Source organism: Gynurincola endophyticus (genome assembly GCF_003991195.1).
In the GTDB taxonomy this organism is placed as follows: Bacteria; Bacteroidota; Bacteroidia; order Chitinophagales; family Chitinophagaceae; genus Gynurincola; species Gynurincola endophyticus.
Genome location: NZ_RCWL01000002.1, coordinates 394,225 through 414,435, shown reverse-complemented (window position 1 = coordinate 414,435; position 20,211 = coordinate 394,225). Strand labels below are relative to the sequence as shown.

The 20,211-nt window shown below is 38.5% G+C and carries 15 protein-coding genes and 1 tRNA gene; 7 read left to right on the top strand and 9 right to left on the bottom strand.

Translation table 11 applies throughout. The features are described from left to right. Positions 1 to 580: 580 nt before the first annotated feature. The 4 genes from D9O48_RS05730 (at position 581) to D9O48_RS05715 (ending at position 3,784) form a co-directional block, all read left to right on the top strand. The gene (locus D9O48_RS05730) at positions 581 to 1,204 is read left to right on the top strand and encodes a hypothetical protein (RefSeq protein ID WP_126971517.1); all 624 of its coding nucleotides are present in this window, start codon (positions 581 to 583) and stop codon (positions 1,202 to 1,204) included. 722 nt (positions 1,205 to 1,926) lie between these two features. Then, complete coding sequence (locus D9O48_RS05725) at positions 1,927 to 2,607, top strand: hypothetical protein (protein ID WP_126971515.1); 681 nt, start codon at positions 1,927 to 1,929, stop codon at positions 2,605 to 2,607. Positions 2,608 to 2,762: 155 nt separating this feature from the next. Next, positions 2,763 to 3,017, top strand: a complete 255-nt coding sequence (locus D9O48_RS05720) for a hypothetical protein (protein WP_126971513.1) — start codon at positions 2,763 to 2,765, stop codon at positions 3,015 to 3,017. 95 nt (positions 3,018 to 3,112) lie between these two features. Then, the gene (locus tag D9O48_RS05715; RefSeq protein WP_126971511.1) at positions 3,113 to 3,784 is read left to right on the top strand and encodes a hypothetical protein; all 672 of its coding nucleotides are present in this window, start codon (positions 3,113 to 3,115) and stop codon (positions 3,782 to 3,784) included. A gap of 194 nt (positions 3,785 to 3,978) precedes the next feature. Here D9O48_RS05715 and D9O48_RS05710 read toward each other — a convergent pair whose 3' ends face one another. Both D9O48_RS05710 and D9O48_RS05705 read right to left on the bottom strand, forming a co-directional pair. Further along, complete coding sequence (locus D9O48_RS05710; RefSeq protein WP_126971509.1) at positions 3,979 to 5,172, bottom strand: PepSY-associated TM helix domain-containing protein; 1,194 nt, start codon at positions 5,170 to 5,172, stop codon at positions 3,979 to 3,981. Continuing rightward, positions 5,172 to 7,496 carry a TonB-dependent receptor gene (locus tag D9O48_RS05705; protein ID WP_126971507.1) on the bottom strand — a complete coding sequence of 775 codons (2,325 nt, stop codon included), beginning with the start codon at positions 7,494 to 7,496 and terminating at the stop codon, positions 5,172 to 5,174. Before D9O48_RS05705 ends, D9O48_RS05710 begins: the two co-directional genes overlap by 1 nt. A gap of 272 nt (positions 7,497 to 7,768) precedes the next feature. On the opposite strand from D9O48_RS05705, the gene D9O48_RS05700 reads away from it, so the two are divergent. After that, a complete protein-coding gene (locus tag D9O48_RS05700; protein WP_126971506.1) occupies positions 7,769 to 8,545 on the top strand; it encodes a CPBP family intramembrane glutamic endopeptidase in 777 nt (258 codons plus the stop codon). Positions 8,546 to 8,640: 95 nt separating this feature from the next. Then, positions 8,641 to 8,724: transfer RNA gene (locus D9O48_RS05695), tRNA-Leu, on the top strand. A 345-nt stretch (positions 8,725 to 9,069) separates the two neighbouring features. Here D9O48_RS05695 and D9O48_RS05690 read toward each other — a convergent pair. The 6 genes from D9O48_RS05690 to D9O48_RS05665 all read right to left on the bottom strand — a co-directional run bounded on the left by D9O48_RS05690 (position 9,070) and on the right by D9O48_RS05665 (position 15,982). After that, entirely contained in the window at positions 9,070 to 10,263 is a 1,194-nt protein-coding gene (locus D9O48_RS05690) for a hypothetical protein (RefSeq protein WP_126971504.1), read from the bottom strand. A 50-nt stretch (positions 10,264 to 10,313) separates the two neighbouring features. Beyond that, positions 10,314 to 11,162, bottom strand: a complete 849-nt coding sequence (locus D9O48_RS05685; protein WP_126971502.1) for a type 1 glutamine amidotransferase — start codon at positions 11,160 to 11,162, stop codon at positions 10,314 to 10,316. 359 nt (positions 11,163 to 11,521) lie between these two features. Next, positions 11,522 to 12,190, bottom strand: a complete 669-nt coding sequence (locus D9O48_RS05680) for an SGNH/GDSL hydrolase family protein (RefSeq protein WP_126971500.1) — start codon at positions 12,188 to 12,190, stop codon at positions 11,522 to 11,524. Between the two features lie 5 nt (positions 12,191 to 12,195). Further along, on the bottom strand, positions 12,196 to 13,836 hold the full coding sequence (locus tag D9O48_RS05675) for an amidohydrolase (protein WP_126971498.1): 1,641 nt from the start codon (positions 13,834 to 13,836) through the stop codon (positions 12,196 to 12,198). A gap of 22 nt (positions 13,837 to 13,858) precedes the next feature. After that, positions 13,859 to 14,971: a carboxylate-amine ligase gene (locus D9O48_RS05670; protein ID WP_126971496.1), complete on the bottom strand. Its 1,113-nt coding sequence runs from the start codon at positions 14,969 to 14,971 to the stop codon at positions 13,859 to 13,861. A gap of 57 nt (positions 14,972 to 15,028) precedes the next feature. Then, on the bottom strand, positions 15,029 to 15,982 hold the full coding sequence (locus D9O48_RS05665; protein ID WP_126971494.1) for an ATP-grasp domain-containing protein: 954 nt from the start codon (positions 15,980 to 15,982) through the stop codon (positions 15,029 to 15,031). A gap of 116 nt (positions 15,983 to 16,098) precedes the next feature. On the opposite strand from D9O48_RS05665, the gene D9O48_RS05660 reads away from it, so the two are divergent. After that, positions 16,099 to 16,902 carry an alpha/beta hydrolase gene (locus D9O48_RS05660; protein ID WP_126971493.1) on the top strand — a complete coding sequence of 268 codons (804 nt, stop codon included), beginning with the start codon at positions 16,099 to 16,101 and terminating at the stop codon, positions 16,900 to 16,902. A 155-nt stretch (positions 16,903 to 17,057) separates the two neighbouring features. Here D9O48_RS05660 and D9O48_RS05655 read toward each other — a convergent pair whose 3' ends face one another. Continuing rightward, positions 17,058 to 20,189 carry a TonB-dependent receptor gene (locus D9O48_RS05655; RefSeq protein WP_126971492.1) on the bottom strand — a complete coding sequence of 1,044 codons (3,132 nt, stop codon included), beginning with the start codon at positions 20,187 to 20,189 and terminating at the stop codon, positions 17,058 to 17,060. Positions 20,190 to 20,211: the final 22 nt, after the last annotated feature.

The following is a 20,211-nucleotide window of genomic DNA, read 5'->3' as shown; positions in this document are numbered from 1 at the left end:
TAATGAAAAATACTTATTGATGTTTCTATATTTATTGAGTCTTTTCTTTCTGTATCCTGCTATTGTACACCTGCTCATGAATCAATTTGATTTTTTATCCAATATATTAACTGCTGGGAGATTTTGGATAATTATTAGAGTGTTTTTTAGTGGACCAGCATTAATTGTTTTAGGTTTGATTGTTTTTAGCCGATATCGTTGGTTTAATGTAAACCGATTGATTGGTTTTGTGTTAATGTGTACAGGAGTGTGTTGGATGTATATTTTACTGAGTGACATAATTAATGAAGCTGCTTAGCTCGAAAGTACCTATTTTGTAGTCGGATCAGATGCCGAATAATTTCTTAGATAAAATTTTTAGCAGTTTTCGATTAAGAGATTGAATCTGCATGAATTAAGAATATGAAATCGGCTATTTTGTCTGTTTTAGAAATAATTCTATTCCTTAAAAGCCATCTGTAATTGTGAGTTTGGTAGCCGATCATACTCTTTTAAATTCTTCATTCTTGATGTTTGATTTTTGACCGGATGAGACACAGAGAATATTAAAAGAGTATGGATTATTAAATAAAATGCCAAAATGAAAGTTATCCTTATAGCAATAGTACTGTTCCAACCCTTAATTATTTTTGGGCAAAATGTGTTTGTAAAGAAGGTAAATAACGAGGATAAAGCCCACTTGGTTATTGGAATAAAAAAGGGAGACAGCACGGACTGGTATTTTGCAGGCTGCTCTTTCAAGAGTGTTGCTTTATTGCCTGATACTACAAAAATTCGTCTTATCGGAGATTTATTAGATTTTACAGCAGATACTATAATGTGCGATAATATTATTTTCAATTTATCCGGTCGTTACACAGTAATCAGAAAACAGCCATTAAGCAGACAATACAATTTGCAGATTGATGCGTTAATACTAATAAATTACATTGCTTTATCAAGCAAGGCTTTTTATTATTCGCCTTATCCATTGTTGTATGATAAGGAAACTGAAAAGGAAATTTGTTGCAATAGTGAAGGACTTAATACCGTTATAGCAATATATAAAAATTGGTATCTTGAATTAAAACAAAACGGATTTAGTGATTATTTTTATCCTCTTTATGATAAAAGATATGAGTGGTTTGCAGGTAAGTTTAAGCAACAGAAATTTAAGGATTACCCTCGATGGGATAATTTTTTTGACTGTAAGGAAATAGAATAAAAGAAAAAACAAATTACAACGAAAATCGATTCAAATCTTTAGATAGTATTATTGGTTATGGTTCATTTCTGTTAGTGTATTTGTTGTTTCAATATAAATTTTAGTATTTATAAATTGTAACTAATAGAATTACTATTGAAGGTCACGCTATATTTTTTTTATTAGTTATATTCTATATATACAGGATATGTAAAATAGATATTTAACGTCTGTGTTCTGTAATATATTTTTGCTATATGAATACCGATGGGAATGATTGGTGTTTTGAGCAGATTGGTTTTTGGGTAGATGGTAGTTGTTGGACAGAATATTAATGTTAGCAATTATAAATTTTCTGAATTACCATAAAAGACTTGTCATTTTATACTATGCCTATTATTTGCATACCGGTTTATTCGTATATAATATACATGTGTATAAAATTTAGATTATTGGTATTTGAACCTGATTCTGATAAAAGCTGCATTTTGAAATTTTTTTATATAAATATTCAATATGCGTTAACCTGTTATAGTGAGTCTTTTAAGATGAATACTAAGAATAATGTTTAAATTAAACGTATTCTTAGTATGGATAAAGAAGTTTTATTCAATTGTAGGATACCGGGGATATGAAATAGTAGGTGTTAGGTAGAGTATTGTTTTTGTGTAAATAGCAATTGAATACCTGGGTGAAGGTTATAATTCCAAGGCGATCAAAAACCTTTTGAAATATTAATTTGTATGATCTTAAGATTGAGAATAATAATAGCTGTATACTTGCTAATATTGTTATTGTCAGGATGTTCTTCTGTCAAACAGGTAGCAGGGATTTATTCATCGAAAAAATCTCCTGTTACTTTTATACTAAATGAGGATTCTACTTACGAATACCGATATAAAATGGGGTTTGATTATGAATATTCAACTGGTCAGTGGTGGCTCAAGCAGGAAGGCAATCAACTTGTTTTGAATAGTGATTTTGAAAGCAAATTACTTCCTTTAGATATTGAAGAAGTTAGTTCGGGTTTGAATAATAGAAATTTTTTATCTGTATTTATTGACATGCCAGAAAAAGAAATGGAAAATTATTATTGCTTTTTATATATCAATGATGAGTTGCATAAGAGTATTAAATGTAAGCCTGTTGACTCTATATCAATAGATGCTGAAATTGATAATTTTTTTTGGGGAATAAGTGCTGATGTTATGATTCCTTCTCGTTATCTGGATACTTTATACACTGAAAAGTTTTTTCCAAAATATTCCAAAGGAAATTATTTGAAAGTGGATATTAAATATGTTGACTCATTGTTTAATTATAGAGTTTTTGATAACGAAAAGGTAAGGTTGAGTCAGAAGGGAATATCTTTTAGATATTCGAAATCCGGTAAAAAGAAGTATTTAAAGCGAAAATCGCTTTAAATACTTTAGATAATGTTGTAGGTGAAATTTCTTTTGTAATCAGTAGAAAAACAATCTTATACATTTTAGCAATTACCGGCAGGCACTATAGAAGGAGGCACATGATTGGGAATTGTAAAAAAAAATCTGCTAAAGAAGATCGAATTGCTATTATAATGAGTATTACCAGTGATCCAAATGCTGTACATGAGCTTGTTCATGCATATCAGGCAGGTAGAGAAAAATCTTTGCAACTTTCTAATAGCGGAGCGGCTTTCCCTGACAGAAATCTTTATGCTCAACAGATAACTAATGCTGTGGCGGAGAGTGAAGCCTATATGGCACAATATGGATTGGATCCTGCAAGCATGCCTCCGTCAATAATGGGCAGTACACCACAAACTATGAATGCTTTGGGGCACCTTATGTAGGTGAAATTTATAACAACTCGAATCAACCGCAGCCTGTTTAACCAAATGTTGAAAAATGGTCAAACCAATTTATAAACTACTGCATATTTTGTAATATGAAATCTATACAAATAGTAACCTTATTTTTTATTGTCTTTATGCTTGCAAGCTGCACTTCTTCTGTTCATATAACCGGACGATATTCTAATTCTTTTACTGCGGTAGGTGGTGAATTGTTCGATTTTAATAAAGAATTTAAAAAATTTGAATATTATTGGAAAGCAGAGGGTATAAGAGCTTATTCGTCCGGCGTTTGGACACAAAATGAAAAAACTATTTTTCTAAATGGATTTAATGAAAAAAATATAAATCTGTTAAATGTTGAAAGTAGAGTGGAGGATTATACAGATCAGAACAGAGATGAAATTACAGTAAATTACAAAAAAGATTTACATGATATATTTACAAAAGTAGACATCCTGATAGATAGAAATACAACAGTGCGTATTTCAGGAGATACAACTTTTGAGGCTGATAACGTAAAAACGATTCGATTTAAGTCTTATCTTTCTCATGAAGGTTTGTTATTAGGAACTCCTCCTTATATTGACACTCTATACTCTCCTGAAATAGAAATCAACCAAATAGGTGAATCTAAAAATGTATCATTTAAGTTTGATGTATCTCAATCTGATTTTTACAGAGTTCAACTGACTGATACTATAATTGTAAAAAACAGTCGTGAATTTATATGGCGGAAAAAAGTTTTTAGAAAGATAAAGGATTGATTGCCGTATCTTTTATTAGATGGAAAAATACTATTCTTTTGGCTTGACAATGAAGGACATCTTCCGCAGAAGAAATAATTTTTCACATTCTTGTATGATTATATAATAAAAACCGATGTGTAATAGCTACACATCGGTTTTATTTGGAAAATTCAATATTTTTTCGTATCTTATTAGAATAGGCTTTTACTATTTTAAGCCGGCTCTTTTTTCTTTCTGACTATTATTTTGTTGTTGCTAATAAGTTTTGAAGATTTCTTTTTCTGCTTATTCCACCACATGATATAGCCGGTAACAGGTAAACCGGCACAGAACAATGAAATAATAAACACGATTATTTTTGAGGGCATTCCCCAGACACTACCGGTATGAAGGTCATAGTTCAGTGATATCAGCCGATCTCCCAGTGGAAGTTTTTCACCTTCACGTACTTCTTTGATACTTTGTCCGTTTCCGTCAAAATAATACCACTTAAAATCGCCGGTTCTGTTTTTGGCTAAACGCACCTGTATATCCAATTGAGCAGCGTCTTTGCCTCTTAAACGGATCGACATCATATCTGCCCGGGCATGTTGGTGTAAGGTGTAGTATAAAACATTGTCTAACGGATCGTCATAATGAACATTAATCGGTGCTGCTTTAGCTGCAGGTAGTTGTGTAACCGTACTGAATTGATTGAAAAAATTGCCGTATTCTTTTTTGATCGGTTCAAAACTATAAAACACTCCGGTAATTGCAACGATCATGGCGATCAGAAAAGAGTAGAACCCCGATACATTGTGAATATCGTACATCAGTCTTTTCCATTTAACGGTAGAATCAATCCACACCACACGTTTCACTGTTTTCCATTTCCAGTTTTTCGGCCACCATAATATCATTCCGCTGATTAAAAGCAGTATAAAAATGATAGTTGCTGTTCCCACAATTGGGGAGCCGATTTTATCTCCTAAAGTGAGATTTCGGTGTAATTGTAAAATGATCTGAAAAAATTCATATTTAGTGTTTTCAAGCTTTACAATTTCTCCGGTATAAGGATTCACGAATACCCGCCAATAGTATGGGTAATAGTTATTATACCCGATACCGGAGGTGTTAATACCCTGAGCGCGGAAAACCCATGACCTGTCTTTGGCGGGATACAAATCAACTCTTGATATTGGTTCGTTTCCGGGCAAAGCAGCCTGAGCAGCTTTGATCAGGCTGCTCAGGGGGAGTGGAGATCTATTATTATCCGTATTTTCTAACAAAAAGCGGTCAGGGTATACTTTCAACTTCAATTCGTCATAGAAAGTATAAATGCAGCCTGTAATGCACACAATAAAAACGATGATGCCGCATACAATGCCCAACCATTTGTGTATAAGAAAATAGAGATTATTTTTCATTAGAACTTATAGCTGATGTTGAAGGAGGATACCGTTCCGGGGCCTCTGAAATAAGTAGCGTTGTTAGCGCCGTACTGACTGGTAGCCGGGTAATATGTTTCGTTGAAAATATTTTCAACTCCCAAGCCTGCGCTCCAGTGCTGGTTAAAGGTATAAGCTGCAGAAAGATTGAACAGGTTTGCTGCTTTTACCGGGCCTTCATTGGCTCTGTACAAACCATTGGTGTTTCTTTCGAATCTGTTTCTGTCACCGGTATTTAACCAGAATAACTGCACACTCAGCTTGCCCGGTGTGTAATAAACATATCCGGTGGCTTTGGGTGGGGCGATGCGTGCGTTGTTCAGATAGTTTTTTGTTCCGTTTTCCGCTTCCGATTTTCCTTCTACATAGGCATAAGATCCGCCGATCTTCCAGGTGTTATTCGGTGTTACGCTTAACGCTACTTCATAACCGCGGATATTCTCCGGTAATCTTTGTGGCATGAAATAACCTCCCACATCTACCATTTCTACACCCAGTTTTGAAGTACTGATAAAATATGCAGCTGTTAAATTAAGTATTCCAAGCGTACTTGAAAATCCAACTTCATAGTTGTTGGTAATAATCGGATCGGTTTTTAAACTGTCGAGATCACTGTCAGTTGCACGACGTACGATTCTTCCGAGTTCATTGATCGCAAATCCTTGTGAAAAGCTGATGAACGGGTTGAACAGTTCGTACTTATTATATCTGAGTCCTGCATTGAAAGTGGCACCGTTATAAGGAATTTTACCACCTTTTACAGGAATACTTCCCTGATTGTCGGGGCCGGTAGCAATGGTATTAAAATCTTTGATCGTTACCTGTGCGTTTTCGTAACGTACACCTCCTTTGAATACGAGGTTAGGCAGTACATCCATTTTTAATTGTGCATAAGGAGCGATATTAACCATATTCATGTTTGGGATGTATACGCGGCCATCGGTAAGGTCCTGATTGGTGATGTCATTTAATACATCTAATCCGTAGGTGAGTTCGAGTAAATACTCATTTATTGTAAACGGTGTATGGAGGTTAATGCGTACACCTTTTTTCTGCGAGTTGATTTTTGTTTGTCCTGGTCCGTACCACGCCGTTGCGTTGGCAACGTAGCGGTTCATTGAACGGAATGAATTGATGTAGGCGGTTACGTCGAGTTGGGTATGGCCGCCGAATAAATCGTTTTTCGTAAAGGTCAGCATGGCGTTGTGGTTGAACGGCGTTCCTGCGGGTTCACCGGGATCTTTTCCTTCTATACCGATAGCGGGAGTTTGTTCGTACACACCATTCTGAGTAATATATTTTGCGTGTGAGGTGCTGGCGTAGAAGTTATAGAAAGCGGTGAGCGAAGTATTTTCATTAAACGCATATTTCAGTTTTGCAAAAGCATTGTACTGGTAGCTGTTTGATAAACCGTCGGTTTGTCCTAATACCAAACCTTCACCATCGCGTTGCACACCGATATATTCGGCTGCACCGCTCACTACATAACTCCATCTGTTTTTATGGCCATGAAAGGTTTGAGCAACGCGGTAACCTTCGGTGCCGTCGGCATCAAACGGTTGTACGGTTCCTCTGATGGTAGTGGTTCCTCGGAATGCAGGGTCATTTTCTTTACTGCTTTTCGTAATGTAGTTGATAATACCTCCAGCAGAACCGTTACCATAAATAGAAGTAGCTCCTTTAATTACTTCAACACGTTCAATCACACCCGGGTCGATGGTTCGTAAATCTCTTTGTCCGTTCATCAACGGTGTTGATTGAGGTATACCATCTACCAATACTAATACAGAACGTCCGCGCAAGGTTTGTCCGGCATTGGTAGCTCTGTTACTGGCAGTGGCTAAACCGGGAATAGTATTGCCTAAGATAGCCGACATATTGGTAGCGATCTGGCTTTGAGCGGCAATTTCTTTTGATGATAAAACGGTTACCGATGAAGGAATGGCCGATATATATTCAGACCGGCGGCCGGCAGTCACAATCACCTCATCTAAAAACTTACCTTCTTCCAGTTGGATGTTGATTATCCGGTTGAGGTTATCGGCAGACAGATTATTTTCAAAAGTCTGAAAGCCTAAGGCTTCAATCTTTAATTTGAAAGAATTGGATAAAGCGGTTGCATGAGTAAATTGTCCGTTGGCATCGGTGAGTCCGGCTAGCTTACCATTGATAAAAACGGAAGCCTGTGCAACGGGTTCATTTTTTTTATTACTGACGGTTAGAGAAAGTTGCTGTGCGTATGTAAAACTGTTCATCAGCAAGAGTAGTAGCGTTAGTACGGATATAACGTTAAATCGACTCATTATTAGTGGCTTAGCATAAATTAAAACAAAAATGTCTGCAAAGTTATCTGTACTGCGGTGAATGGGTATTACGAGATTGGGAAAAACTGCTGTGATGATTTAGATGATCGGGTGTAACTAAATTGCGCCGGTTCCGTATAACTTCTATACATCAACCTGAAAATTGGCAGCCGTATAAAACCATGCTGAACTGCTGTAGAAGGGAGCTGACAGAATTATTTTGTTCGGATCACGTTTTAATCATCATCAATCATTATCAAAAACTACGCTTTATGAGCAGACACATAAAAGTTCTTTTAACAGTATTTCTTTTTTATGCGATTTATTTCGTGTTGGATATGTTTCTCTTTAAGGGGTTGAGAATTAATCTTAATATGCGGATTGCTCAGTGGGGTATCAGTCACATTCTTACCTATCTGATTACGGGCATTCCGTTGTATATAGCGGCTTTCATCTTGCATGGGGCAAAAGGTTTCTGGGAGAGCTGGGGATTGAATAAACCGGTCGGAAAAGCTTTTCTGGCAGCTTTTCTGTTTACGCTTCCGATGCTGATCGGATTGGCGGTGTCGTTTTCATGGAATTCTTCTATTACAGCAGACCAGGTTTTAATCGGCGTGATAGCGGCGGCAGTGTTTGAAGAATTGTTTTTCCGTTCGTTTTTGTTCGGACAGGTGTTCCGGTACAGCCGTCTCGGGTTTATCCCATCGTTATTAACCGGTGCGGTGTTGTTTGCGCTGATGCACCTGTATCAGAGTCAGGACATGGGTACGCTGGCGGGTATTTTTGCCATCACATTTGCCGGAGCGGTATTATTCGGTTGGTTGTATGCAGAGTGGGGATATAATATCTGGGTACCGGTCTTTTTACATATGCTGATGAATCTGTCGTGGTTGCTATTTGAAGTGTCTGACAATGCATTGGGTGGGGTAAATGCCAATATATTCCGTTTTATGACAGTCGGGCTGGCGATTGTGGGAACGGTGGTTTACAAGCGTAAGAAGGGTATTCCTTTTGAGGTGAATAAACGAACGTTATGGATGAAGGCATAGGTACGGGAAAGTTTTTACAGCAGAAAACGAAAAAATCTTCTCATAATCAATGGATAATTGAAAATAATGTACTACACTTGCACTCCAATTCAAAAGCCCAGATGGCGAAATTGGTAGACGCACTGTGTTCAGGTCGCAGCGCCTTTACGGGTGTGCAGGTTCGAATCCTGTTCTGGGCACAAAAACCAGGTTGTATTACAGCCTGGTTTTTTGTTTTTATTATAACAAAGGAATTTGAACCATTAAGAAAGGAATTTAGTGGAGAGTGGAGTTCTGTTGCAAGTAAAGTTCTGGTGCAAGTAAAGTTCTGGTGCCGGATTGCATCCGGTACCTGTTTTATAAATCACTGGTGCCGCTTTGTAAGCGGTACTCTTCTGTATGCAGTACTGCTTTGCAAGTACTAGCTATCTGCATTCAACACTTTTCAAAACAATGATGATACAGAACACACCGGATGCAATCCGGCGCGAATGGTGGAAATTTACATGATATTTACTAATTGCTTATATCTTGAATAGTACACTTTATTTCTCTATCAACCCTACCGTTCCGCCTACCCAGGTTTTATTCTGATTGTAACGTACGCCGATCATCTTTCCTTTGCTGAGGCGTGCCAGATTGATCGCCGGTTTCGGACGGTTCCATTCGGGTTTCCAGATATACATAATGCGTATTTCAGCTTTGGCAGGTTCGTCAGGTGTTTCTATCACCGCTTTATAATTCACTTTCTTTTGCAATATCCAGTTATGCGGATCTTTGATAGATGTTAAATCGTTTGCTGTGAGATCGATAATCACGCCTTGTCCTGCAAATGAAAATAAAGGCTTTAATACATAGTTCTCTAAATCGGAAGGATATTCCTTCACCTCATTTAAAAACTGCGTATCGGGAATATTAGGATGCTTTAAAAGCGGTAAAGTAAACTTGCTGACTCTGTAGAACCAGTTCGGATGAGGAAACCATTCCACGTCGTACGCATCCGTAAAGTTGAAGCGTAACAGCAACTCGTCCTTTACTGTATTCAATTCGTCAAATATAACCCTGTTATATATTCTTCTGATCCGTTGTTTTTTTCCGTCGTTCAGATAGTACAATTGATCGCCTTCTGCAAATACTTCGGTAATGCAGGTAGGACGAATGCCCCATAGTTTTTCACTGCAATAAAAATCGATCTTTGTTTTTTGCTGATGCGGTTTGATTTCGAGCAAAATCACTTCCTCCTTTTTAAAACCGTTGAAGAGTAGGGTTCTGAAATCTTCTGTAAAAGATGCTGCATCATACTCACCCAGAAAGTGAGAATAACCCGGATCTAAATCAAAATGTTTTTTCAGCAGTGTTGGATAAACCGTTTGAAAACCAAACAGAGAAGGAAAGCCCTGCATCTCGATCAGTTGCGGATTCACTTCGCCCTGCTCATTCTCACAAACACCAAAGTCGAACACTAAAATTTCAGGACGGCTGTTTTCGTTCGGAATATTTTCATTGGCAGGAATAGCTCTGTCGGTTAAAGACTTAAAATCTTCACACAAAATTCTGTCAATGATATGCTCACAGGCATCAAACATTTGTGCGGCAAATGCTTTCGGAACAAAAACAGGTGTTTCTGCAATATGAAATTCCAGTGCATCAGGAAACAAGGTATTCAACTCAGCAATAAAGGCTTCGTATTTTTCGGAAGAATAAGCTTCATTATACTTTTTTCTCAATGCAGGAACCATAGCAACTTTTTATTTGAAGTTACCAAAGATAGTTCGCATTTTGAAAAAAACTATTGGGCTACCAAGCTGTTTTGAGCAGCTAAAGCATTCGACAAAAAGTTAGGTACCAATGTAGCGTAAGTGTATAGAATCTTATCAGGATCGTTCAGTTGAACAATCATAGATTCCCATTTATCAAACCCGTGGTTTTCGATCACGTTTTGTTTTTTATCTTCTCTCTGAAGGTACATCGACATACCGATGGCATCAGCTTCGGGGTGAAACTGCGTTCCGATCATATTATCGTTGAAACGAACGGCCATTACCGCTCTTTCAAGTGGAATATGCGGGCGTTCTTTCTCAATGGCTAATATAGACCCGCCCATTTCTTCAATGATGGCGTGTTTCGGTTGAATCACCTGATATTCACGGCTGTCAACGGCATAAAAAGGATCGGCTAAATCTTTCAATACAGACTCTTCCTTGCCGCCCTCGAGCATGTGTACGGGAAATACACCAAATGCCGTTGATCTTCTTTTGGCAACGGTAGCAATATTGAAGTATCTGCACGCCAGTTGAAAGGAGTGACAGATGAAGAGCACATGTTTTCTGGCAGCATATTCAACAGAAGCGTTATACGCTTCTATAGATCTGATCCAGTTAAAATAAGCATTTTCCCAGTCTGAACCTTCACTCTCTAAAGGAGAACCGGGGCCGCCTGAAGAAATATAAACATCATACGACAGATCGGGCAGCTGGATGTGTTGACGAACTTCAAATTCGTCCAGTTGTAAATGAAAATGGTGTGCTTCGGCAAACTCTTTTACTAACGAACGTAAACAACGCATTCCTTCGTTGGCTACGCCCGCATACAAATCCAAAATGGCCACCTTTAATACATGTTGATCGGTCAGGTTCATCTTGCAAAGTTAATTAAAAATGAATAAAATGACGGTTAAACAGGTATTTAGAGCTGATTTCAGCCGCTTTTTAACAGTTTGGAACGGTTATTCAATTGCAGTCAGATCGTTCAAATAAACGCCTCTAATGAGTTTTGAGTATATGTAATTGGTTGATAAACCGGTAGTTTTAAGCTATTGGATAGTATTGATGCGTTTTTGCGTTTTTTTAACACCAGAATGATGGAACCGCTAAGCAGTGAAGGAGTGAAGAGGCTATTGCCAGCTGAATTGATGCATATTCTGAATAGTATTGTATAAACAAAAAAGCCGTAAAAAATCAATAGACTTTTTACAGCTTTTTTTAATTAAGTATTTTGTTATGGAAATATCTTTTCAAAAATCTGATTTCCGATTTCACGGTTACCTGCATCGTTCAGGTGCACGCCATCGTAAGTAAGAATTCCATTTGCAGCGTTTTCCTGATTGTGTTGTTGTACATAATTGGTAACAAATGTTCTCAGGTCGATCAGCGTGAGCTGATTTTTCTGAGCCGTCTCACGAATCATTTGAGAATAAGCATCCAATGGTTCGTCTAATTCGTTTTGTTTATCTTTTTTCTCACCCACCAGTGCGGGTGTACAAACATATACTTCGATAGCTGCCGCTTTCAGTTTATGAATAATGGCATCATAAAAGCGTACAAAACGATCGGTATCTGTGCCAGTACCCAGTAAAGATTTATGCCATACATCATTTACACCGATCCAGATAACTACTTTCTGTGGATCAAGTGCCAGTACGTCATCGTCTAATCGCAAAAACAGGTCATATATTTTATTACCACTGATGCCTTTACCAACGAGCTCATATTGGTTTGACCAACCGGCGGAATCTATCTTTTGTTGAATCACATCAATATAGCCTTTCGGTTGAACACCAGCTTCTGTAATGGAGTCTCCAAAGAAAATGATCTTCTTCTTTTTCGTCGGTTCTGTGCTGCAACTCATGAGTAGTATCAATGAAAATATAAAACTAAAAATTCTCATATTGTTTATTTACCGTGTACGAGCTCACCTTTTTTAAATGTATAAACTACTTTTGTATTTAGGATTTTGTCTTCTGCTACCTGCATCAGATCCTGATCTAAAACGATGATGTCGGCAAACTTACCGGGTTCAAGACTACCTTTTTCTTTTTCTTCAAAAATAGCTTTTGCTCCCCAGATCGTCATTCCTTTTAAAGTAGTTTCTCTACTGAGTGCGTTTTCCATCTGATAACCGTTTTCCGGTTTACCATTCATATCTTTTCTAACTACGCTCGCATAAAAAGTTTTAAAAGGGGAGATGTCTTCTACCGGAAAGTCGGTACCCAATGTTACCCAGCCAACCTGCTTCAATAAATCTTTGTAAGCATAAGCTCCTTTTTCTCTTTCTGCACCTAATCTTTCACCTGCCCAGCTCCAGTCGCTGGTAGCGTGTGTAGGTTGAATAGAAGGGATGATGCTGTATTGCGCGAAGTATTTAAAGTCATTCGGATGTACTACCTGTGCGTGCTCTACTCTCCATCTCAGGTCATTGTCTGCTTTCAGGTATTTCGCATATACCGATAATATCATTCTGTTAGCGCTGTCACCGATAGCATGCGTATTCATCTGAAAGCCGTTTTGTACCAGGATATTTGCTACTGAATCGTAGTGGTGAATGGTATTTAAAAGAAAACCTTTCCACTGAGGCTGGTCACTGTAGTCGTGCAATAAACAGGCACCTCTCGAACCTAATGCGCCATCTGCCATGATCTTCATTCCTCTTACGTGCAGACGGTCTTTTTTGATAATACCGTGCTTTAAAAGATATTCAAGATCTTCTTTGGTATCTCTAAGCATCACATACAAGCCCATTTTCAGATATTTTTTATCAGAAAGTTCGCTAAATATGTCAACAATCGATGAAGGCGTTCCGCAATCAACGATGGTTGTTAAACCCTGTGCGAAACAGTTTTTTTGTGCTATGTTAACTGCTTTAATAATGTCATCTTTTGTTTCGCGCGGAATAGCTTTACCCACTTCATCTATGGCATTATCAATCAATACACCTGTTAATTTTCCATTTTGTGTAATGAATTCTCCACCGATAACTTTTACCGGTTTGGTAATAGCGGCGAGGTCTAATGCTTTTTTATTGGCAATGGCAGCATGGCCATCCACTCTTACAAGGAAAACAGGTTTGTCAGGAAATGCTTCGTTTAATAAATTGTTGGTAGGGAAAGCTGTGTTCTCCCAAAGGTTTTGATCCCATCCGCGGCCGATAATCCATTCATTCGGATGTTTTTGGGCAAACTCTTTTACCCGTTCTACAATTTCTTCCCAGCTTTTAGATCCTACAAGGTCTACCTGTTGTTGGGTGAGGCCGTAATTTACAAAGTGTGCATGTCCGTCGATAAAGCCCGGATAAACGGCTTTGCCTTCAACGTTATAAATATTTTTTGCAGCGAATTGTTTAAGAATTTCATCGTTTGAACCGATGGCGACGATTTTACCGTCTTTTACAGCAAGTGCCTGCTGAATAGAATTTGAAGAGTCAACAGTATAGATTTTACCATTATGAATAATGCTATCTACCTGCTCGGGCGTTGTACAACCTATCATTGAGAGGCTGAACAGTGAGGCAAACACGGTCAGTTGTTTAAATTTCATATAAGGGATGGGGGATTTTAATTTAAATTCCGTATAAAAATTGTGATTGTATGTAATCTACTACTTTGGTTAAATCCTGTGTTTCTTCAAATACTTTTAATTGTCTGTCGGCTCCGGTACCATTCTCCAACATTTTAGGAACATAATTAATGGCGTGTCTGCTGCCTAAATCGTCTACTACATCGTCTACAAAATCGAGTAGTTCGTAAATCAGTGCGCGGGTATTCACTTCTTCTTCTTTTCCGAAATCGATCAACCTGCCATCAATCCCATATCTGCTGGCCCTCCATTTATTTTCATTGATGAGTGCGCGGGAGTATTGGATATAGTTCATGTTTTGTGTGTGCAATTTGTAAATTTTTGCACAGATTGCCTGAAACAATCCTGCAATGGCGATTGTTTCGGGAACGGTCATCGGGATATCGCAGATTCTGAATTCTACGGTGTTAAAGAATGGGTGCACGCGAAGGTCCCACCAGATCTTTTTTGCGTTATCGATGCAGTTGGTTTTTACTAATAGTTTTATAAAATTATCGTAAGCTTCAATACTCTCGAATGTATCGGGAATACCGGTGCGTGGAAACTTATCAAAAACTTTTGTTCTGAAAGATTTATAGCCGGTTAAGCGTCCTTCCCAGAAAGGGCTGTTGGTGCTTAATGCGTAAATATGTGGTAAAAAATAACGGGTAGAATTGGCGATATGATTTGCCATTTCACGGCTGGCCATTCCAACGTGTACGTGCAGGCCGAAGATCAGATTACTTCTGGCTGCCTCCTGCAATTCATTAACGATTTCGTGGTAACGTGGCCCTTCAGAAATCAGTTGGCTTTGCCAATGACTGAACGGATGCGTACCCGATGCGCCCATTGAATAACCAAGGTCGGTCGCAATAGAATGCATGGTTCTGCGAAGTGTAGCAACGTCGTTATAAGCTTCGTCCAGATTTTGACAAATGTCGGTGCCTACTTCTACCACCGCCTGGTGCATCTCGGCTTTAACTTTGTCGCGAATAACTTTCTGTCCTTCGAAAACTATTTTCTGTTCGTGACTTTGCAACTCTCTGGATTGAGGATTTAATACCATGTATTCTTCCTCAATACCCACGGTAAAGTGATTGTAGTTGATAGCTGCCATTTGATTTTTTGAATTGAGCCGGTAAAATAAATTCTTTTAAGTGATAATTAAAAAAGTTTATATTAACGGTGTTTTGTTTGCGCTGTTATGAATGTATTTACCCCAGGTGAGGTTGTCTTTACCGGGTACAAAAGATTGCGCTTTTTCAATAGCATATTTAGCCACTGTATTTACCACCCATTCGAAATTTTCTTCGCCCACACTAAACAGGTCTGCATCGGGAGCGGGGTTGCAAAAATCGATTGCGTAAGGAATTCCATCGCGAACGGCTAATTCTACGGTATTGAAATCGTATCCGAGGTATTGATTGAGTTTTAAAACGATCTCTTCCATTTCCTGCAATTTTTCCGGGGTAGGAGAAAAATCTGCCACATACCTCAAATGAAACGGGTTTCTCGGCTCGTAAGGCATGATACGAACGTATTTACCGCCGATACAATAACATCTGTAGTATTCTTCAAAAACAATTTCTTCCTGTAACAACATCACCAGCTGGCCGGTTTCGGCATGGCGTTCGAAAAACTCCTGCTGGCTGTTTAACTTATAAACGTTTTTCCAACCGCCGCCTGCAAAAGGTTTCATGTAGGCCGGAAATCCGATATAGTCAAAAATACCCTGCCAGTCGAGCGGATAGGCCAGGTTACTGAAAGATTCATGTGAAGTATCTGTCGGAAGGTCTCTGGAAGGAAGAATGACCGTTTTCGGAACCGGTACGCCTATTTTGGTAGCCAGACAGTTATTGAAAAACTTCTCGTCGGCACTCCACCAGAAAGGATTATTAATCACTGCCGTACCATTCAGGGCCGCATTTTTCAGAAAAGCTCTGTAAAAAGGTACGTCGTGCGAAATTCTGTCAAAAATTACAGCATATTCAGTCGGTTCGCCCTGTATCACTTTATCGATAGATACTGCCTCTGCCATAACATCCGGAACTGCCATTTCATTAATCTTATTAATGAGGGCGGGAGGAAAAGATCTTTCTTTTCCGAAAAGTACCCCGATTTTCTTCATATGCATGTTTTTAGTGCTAACCAAATATATCGTTTCAGCGTCAAAAAAACAAATCAATTGCAATACCGGTAAACGTTTTACCTTATTCATCCCACTTAAATTTTTACATTTGCAGTATGCTGAAAGAGACATCCATTTTTTACGAAACGTATAGTTTAAAGGCAAACGCTTTAGAGGAAGAGATCGTTTTACATTGTTATTTGCCTACAGGTATTGTGCAACCTGAGGAAATGGGATTGTTATTGATAAATGACGGCCAGGACCTGCCAAAAATGAAGTTTGAGGAAATCTTAGACGGTTGGATCGCAGCCAGCGGGCGGCCTTTATTATGTATAGGTATAGAAGCCGGTGAAAGCCGTATACAGAAATATGGAATGAAGGATCAACCGGATTATCTGGGCAGAGGTACGCTTGCCGGAAAATACCAGCATTTTATTGAACACGAACTGTATCCGTTTATATTATCTTATTTTAAGGTTAAACAGTTTCAGTCAATTCATTTAATGGGATTTTCATTGGGTGCGTTATCGATGCTCGATTTTGCCCTCAATAATTCATTGAAAGTAGCTTCGGTCGGAGTAATGTCAGGCTCTTTATGGTGGCGTAAAATGGATAAAAACCATGCTAAGTATGATGAAAACACCGACCGGTTAATGCATTATAAGTTAAAACAAATGACCAACTTACCGGATGGGTTGAAATTTTTCTTTGAATGCGGCACCCTTGATGAAAAAGAAGACCGTAATAAGAACGGGGTTATTGATAGTATTGATGATACGATTGATTTAATGCGGCTCTTGTCAAAAAAAGGAAAAAAAGAAGGGCGTGACTATTTCTATTATCAGATAGAAGGGGGAAAACATGATGTGGCTACATGGGCAAAAGCAATACCTGTTTATTGGAAAAAGTGTATTCTGTAATAACCGTTCAGAAGTGAAGGTATTCATAAGAAAGTAGCTTCTGTCTGGCTAAACAATCAACAACTGAAACGCTTCATTACTTAATGTTAATTTATAGCACGAAAAAGGGTGTATCTGAAAAAGATACACCCTTTTTTATTGAAGAGCTTAAATTATTAGAAGCTATAACGAACACCAAACTGACCTTGCCATCTTGAACCGAAGTTCATAGATCTTAAGTTGTAGTTAGGATTAAAGGTATAACCTGCACCTGCACCTGAACCGCTGGTACCTAAAACTGTAGCAGCCTGGTTACTTACGAAGTATTGACGGCCCCACTCTTTGTTGATCAGGTTAGTTACGTTGAAGATATCCAAAGTTAACTGAACACTATGTTTTTTACCGGCAATTTTGAAGAAGTAGTCACGCGCTATACGCATATCTACTACGTGTTGCCAGGGTAATTCAGCACCGTTTCTTTCAGCATACTTACCTTTTCTTGAACTTAAATATTTATCTCCGTCGATGTATGCAAAAAATGCATCAGACTGTTGTTGCGGAGTATAAGTAACACCACCTGTAGTGTATGTGTTGAATTTAATTTCAGAAGCATTAGCCGGTACATATAATAAGTCGTTACCGGTTCTGCCGTCGCTGTTTAAGTCAGCGTTTGTTAAATAAGTAAATCTTTGACCAGAGTTACCCTGATAGAAGAATGAAATAGTCGTTTTTGTAGCTTCACTCCACTCTAAGTTGAAAGTAGCAACCCCTGTGATACGGTGACGTAACATGTGGGAAGAATACGCCAGAGAAGGAATGTTAGGGTCACCTACTACCTGTACAAACTCCCAGTTTGATAATGCTGTAGAAGAAGTACCACTATTGATATCTTTAGCGATATTATAGTTGTAAGCAGCTTGTAAATATAACCAGCTCCATGATTTGTTTAATGAAGCAGTTAAATTATAAGTATGCCCTTTATTCGTATTAGTGATAAAGATCGCGTTAGTGATGTTATCGTTAATACGTCTGTCATTATTGGTTGAACCATACGCAACACGTTGATCAGCTCCCTGGTTGTATTGTTGGTTAACAGTACCCTGGTTTGAGTAATCAAGGTTGATGTCTTTATACAAAACGTTGTTGATGGTTTGGCTGTACATTGCTTCAAGTGTACCATTGATACCGCCTGGTAATTTCATATCCACAGCGATGTTAGCTCTTAACACCTGCGGTAATTTGAAATCTTTATCAATTAAGTTCATCTCAAATGTGTTACCTACGTTACCAACAGCAGTATGTTGTTGAGTAGCATCCGGAATGAACCCGTTACCACCGTTTACTTGTGATGGGTTAGCATCTCCACCGTTCTGGCTGATCGTGCTTAACATCAAACCAGTGTTGGAGAATTGGTTAGAGATCCATACAAACGGTACACGGCCTGTAAAGATACCTACACCACCTCTCAATACATATTTTTTGTCACCTCTCAGGTCATAGTTGAAACCAACTCTCGGAGACCATAAGATTTGTTTGTTAGGAACGTTGCTCGTGCTGTAATCACCTAAAGTTTTTGCAGCCGGGTTGTCGGCAGGAGTGGTATTGATCAATGGCATATCAGCTCTTAATCCGTAAGTTAAGCTGAACAGGTTGTTCACTCTCCACTCGTCCTGAATGTATAAACCTAACTGAGCAGCATTGAAAGCAGCTCTTGGTTTTTCTTCTCCCGGAATGTTAGAGAAAGTTGTTGCAAAAGTGTTAGGACGGTTGTCGTAGAAAGCTTGTAAGCTTTGGTACTGCCAACGGCCATTCAAGTTATTGATGAACAGGTTTGAGAATTTGTAAAACTCGTTGTGTGTACCGATCGTGATCGTGTGCGCACCTTTAAACAGTTTTAAGTTGTTGGTGATCTCGAAAATGTCCTGATCCAATGCGTTTGCAGTAGATGATCTGTCAGAACCTAATTGAATTGTACCACCATTGTGAGCAATCTCTACCTGAGGGAATAAAGCACCGGATGTTGAACGGAAATCTCTGATTTTATGTAAACCAATGATTAAGCTGTTTGAAACCTGGTTGCTGAAACGGCTTTTTAACTCCATAACAGTAATGTTCTGTTCATTGTTAAATCTGTAACCGTTGTTTCCGTATCTGAAGATCGTGTTAGATCTGCTGAAGATATCGTCGTACGCTTTAATGTAGTTATGACGTAATGTTAAACGGTGTACATCGTTGATGTTCCAGTCTAAACGTGCAAATACCTTATCAGAACGACGTTGTGTGTTTACTAAACCGGTACCGCCTACATCATAGCCGTAAGTAGTTCTTACGTAATCAGCCAGGGTGTTGATTTCTGTAGCATTGCTGGCTACTGAAGACTGGCCGATATTGTATAATGAAGGAGTTGTTTCTCTGCCCAATTCTCCGTTTACGAAGAAGAATAATTTGTTTTTGATGATCGGACCGCCTAAACGGAAGCCGTATTGTTTGATACTGAACTCATCAGAAGCAGCTTTCGTAACCGGATCTCTACCGATTGTATTTTCGTTTCTTACAAAATAGTAAACTGAACCTTCGAAGTTGTTCGTACCTGAACGGGTAACGGCATTTACACCGGCACCTGTAAAGTTACCATAACTAACATCATAAGGAGCTAATACTACCTGAAGTTCAGAAATCGCATCTAATGAAATCGGTTGTGTACCGGCTTGTCCGCCAGGAGTACCTGAACCTGCTAAACCGAATACGTCGTTGTTTACAGCACCGTCAATTGTAATATTGTTAAAACGGTTGTTAGCACCACCGAAAGAGTTACCGTTTGCCTGTGGTGTTAAACGGGTGAAATCGCTTAATCCTCTGCTTAAAGTAGGTAATGAAGCAATTTGTTCTTTACCGATACTGGTGGCAGCACCTGTTTTTCTTGGTACTCTGCTACCGGTAATCGTAACCGTTTCTAATTCTGCTGATTTGGTTTGTCCGAAAACTAAATCCAAACGTAAATTTTCACCTAATTGAAGACGAATATCGTTTTGCTCAATATTTTCAAACCCAACAAATGTTACCACTACTGAATAAGGTCCGCCTGGGATAAGGTTTACAATGTTGTAAATACCTGCTCTGTCAGTTTGTACTGTGGAAACAGTTCCGGTTGGTTGGTGAATAGCTTTTACAGTAGCACCGGGTTGAATTTCACCGGCTGCATTTTTGACCGTACCTGTAATGCTACTAGAGGTTACCTGCGCTAATCCACTGATAGCAAATGAAAAAACGCAAATAATAGTGAGTAGATGATACTTAATACTTCTCATATATGGTTGTTTAAAAAATAGA

Excerpts from the sequence above, each read along its gene's own strand:
- D9O48_RS05730 (WP_126971517.1), top strand. The coding sequence starts at position 581 with ATGAAAGTTATCCTTATAGCAATAGTACTGTTCCAACCCTTAATTATT.
- D9O48_RS05725 (WP_126971515.1), top strand. The coding sequence starts at position 1,927 with ATGATCTTAAGATTGAGAATAATAATAGCTGTATACTTGCTAATATTG.
- D9O48_RS05720 (WP_126971513.1), top strand. The coding sequence starts at position 2,763 with ATGAGTATTACCAGTGATCCAAATGCTGTACATGAGCTTGTTCATGCA.
- D9O48_RS05715 (WP_126971511.1), top strand. The coding sequence starts at position 3,113 with ATGAAATCTATACAAATAGTAACCTTATTTTTTATTGTCTTTATGCTT.
- D9O48_RS05710 (WP_126971509.1), bottom strand. The coding sequence starts at position 5,172 with ATGAAAAATAATCTCTATTTTCTTATACACAAATGGTTGGGCATTGTA.
- D9O48_RS05705 (WP_126971507.1), bottom strand. The coding sequence starts at position 7,496 with ATGAGTCGATTTAACGTTATATCCGTACTAACGCTACTACTCTTGCTG.
- D9O48_RS05700 (WP_126971506.1), top strand. The coding sequence starts at position 7,769 with ATGAGCAGACACATAAAAGTTCTTTTAACAGTATTTCTTTTTTATGCG.
- D9O48_RS05690 (WP_126971504.1), bottom strand. The coding sequence starts at position 10,263 with ATGGTTCCTGCATTGAGAAAAAAGTATAATGAAGCTTATTCTTCCGAA.
- D9O48_RS05685 (WP_126971502.1), bottom strand. The coding sequence starts at position 11,162 with ATGAACCTGACCGATCAACATGTATTAAAGGTGGCCATTTTGGATTTG.
- D9O48_RS05680 (WP_126971500.1), bottom strand. The coding sequence starts at position 12,190 with ATGAGAATTTTTAGTTTTATATTTTCATTGATACTACTCATGAGTTGC.
- D9O48_RS05675 (WP_126971498.1), bottom strand. The coding sequence starts at position 13,836 with ATGAAATTTAAACAACTGACCGTGTTTGCCTCACTGTTCAGCCTCTCA.
- D9O48_RS05670 (WP_126971496.1), bottom strand. The coding sequence starts at position 14,971 with ATGGCAGCTATCAACTACAATCACTTTACCGTGGGTATTGAGGAAGAA.
- D9O48_RS05665 (WP_126971494.1), bottom strand. The coding sequence starts at position 15,982 with ATGAAGAAAATCGGGGTACTTTTCGGAAAAGAAAGATCTTTTCCTCCC.
- D9O48_RS05660 (WP_126971493.1), top strand. The coding sequence starts at position 16,099 with ATGCTGAAAGAGACATCCATTTTTTACGAAACGTATAGTTTAAAGGCA.
- D9O48_RS05655 (WP_126971492.1), bottom strand. The coding sequence starts at position 20,189 with ATGAGAAGTATTAAGTATCATCTACTCACTATTATTTGCGTTTTTTCA.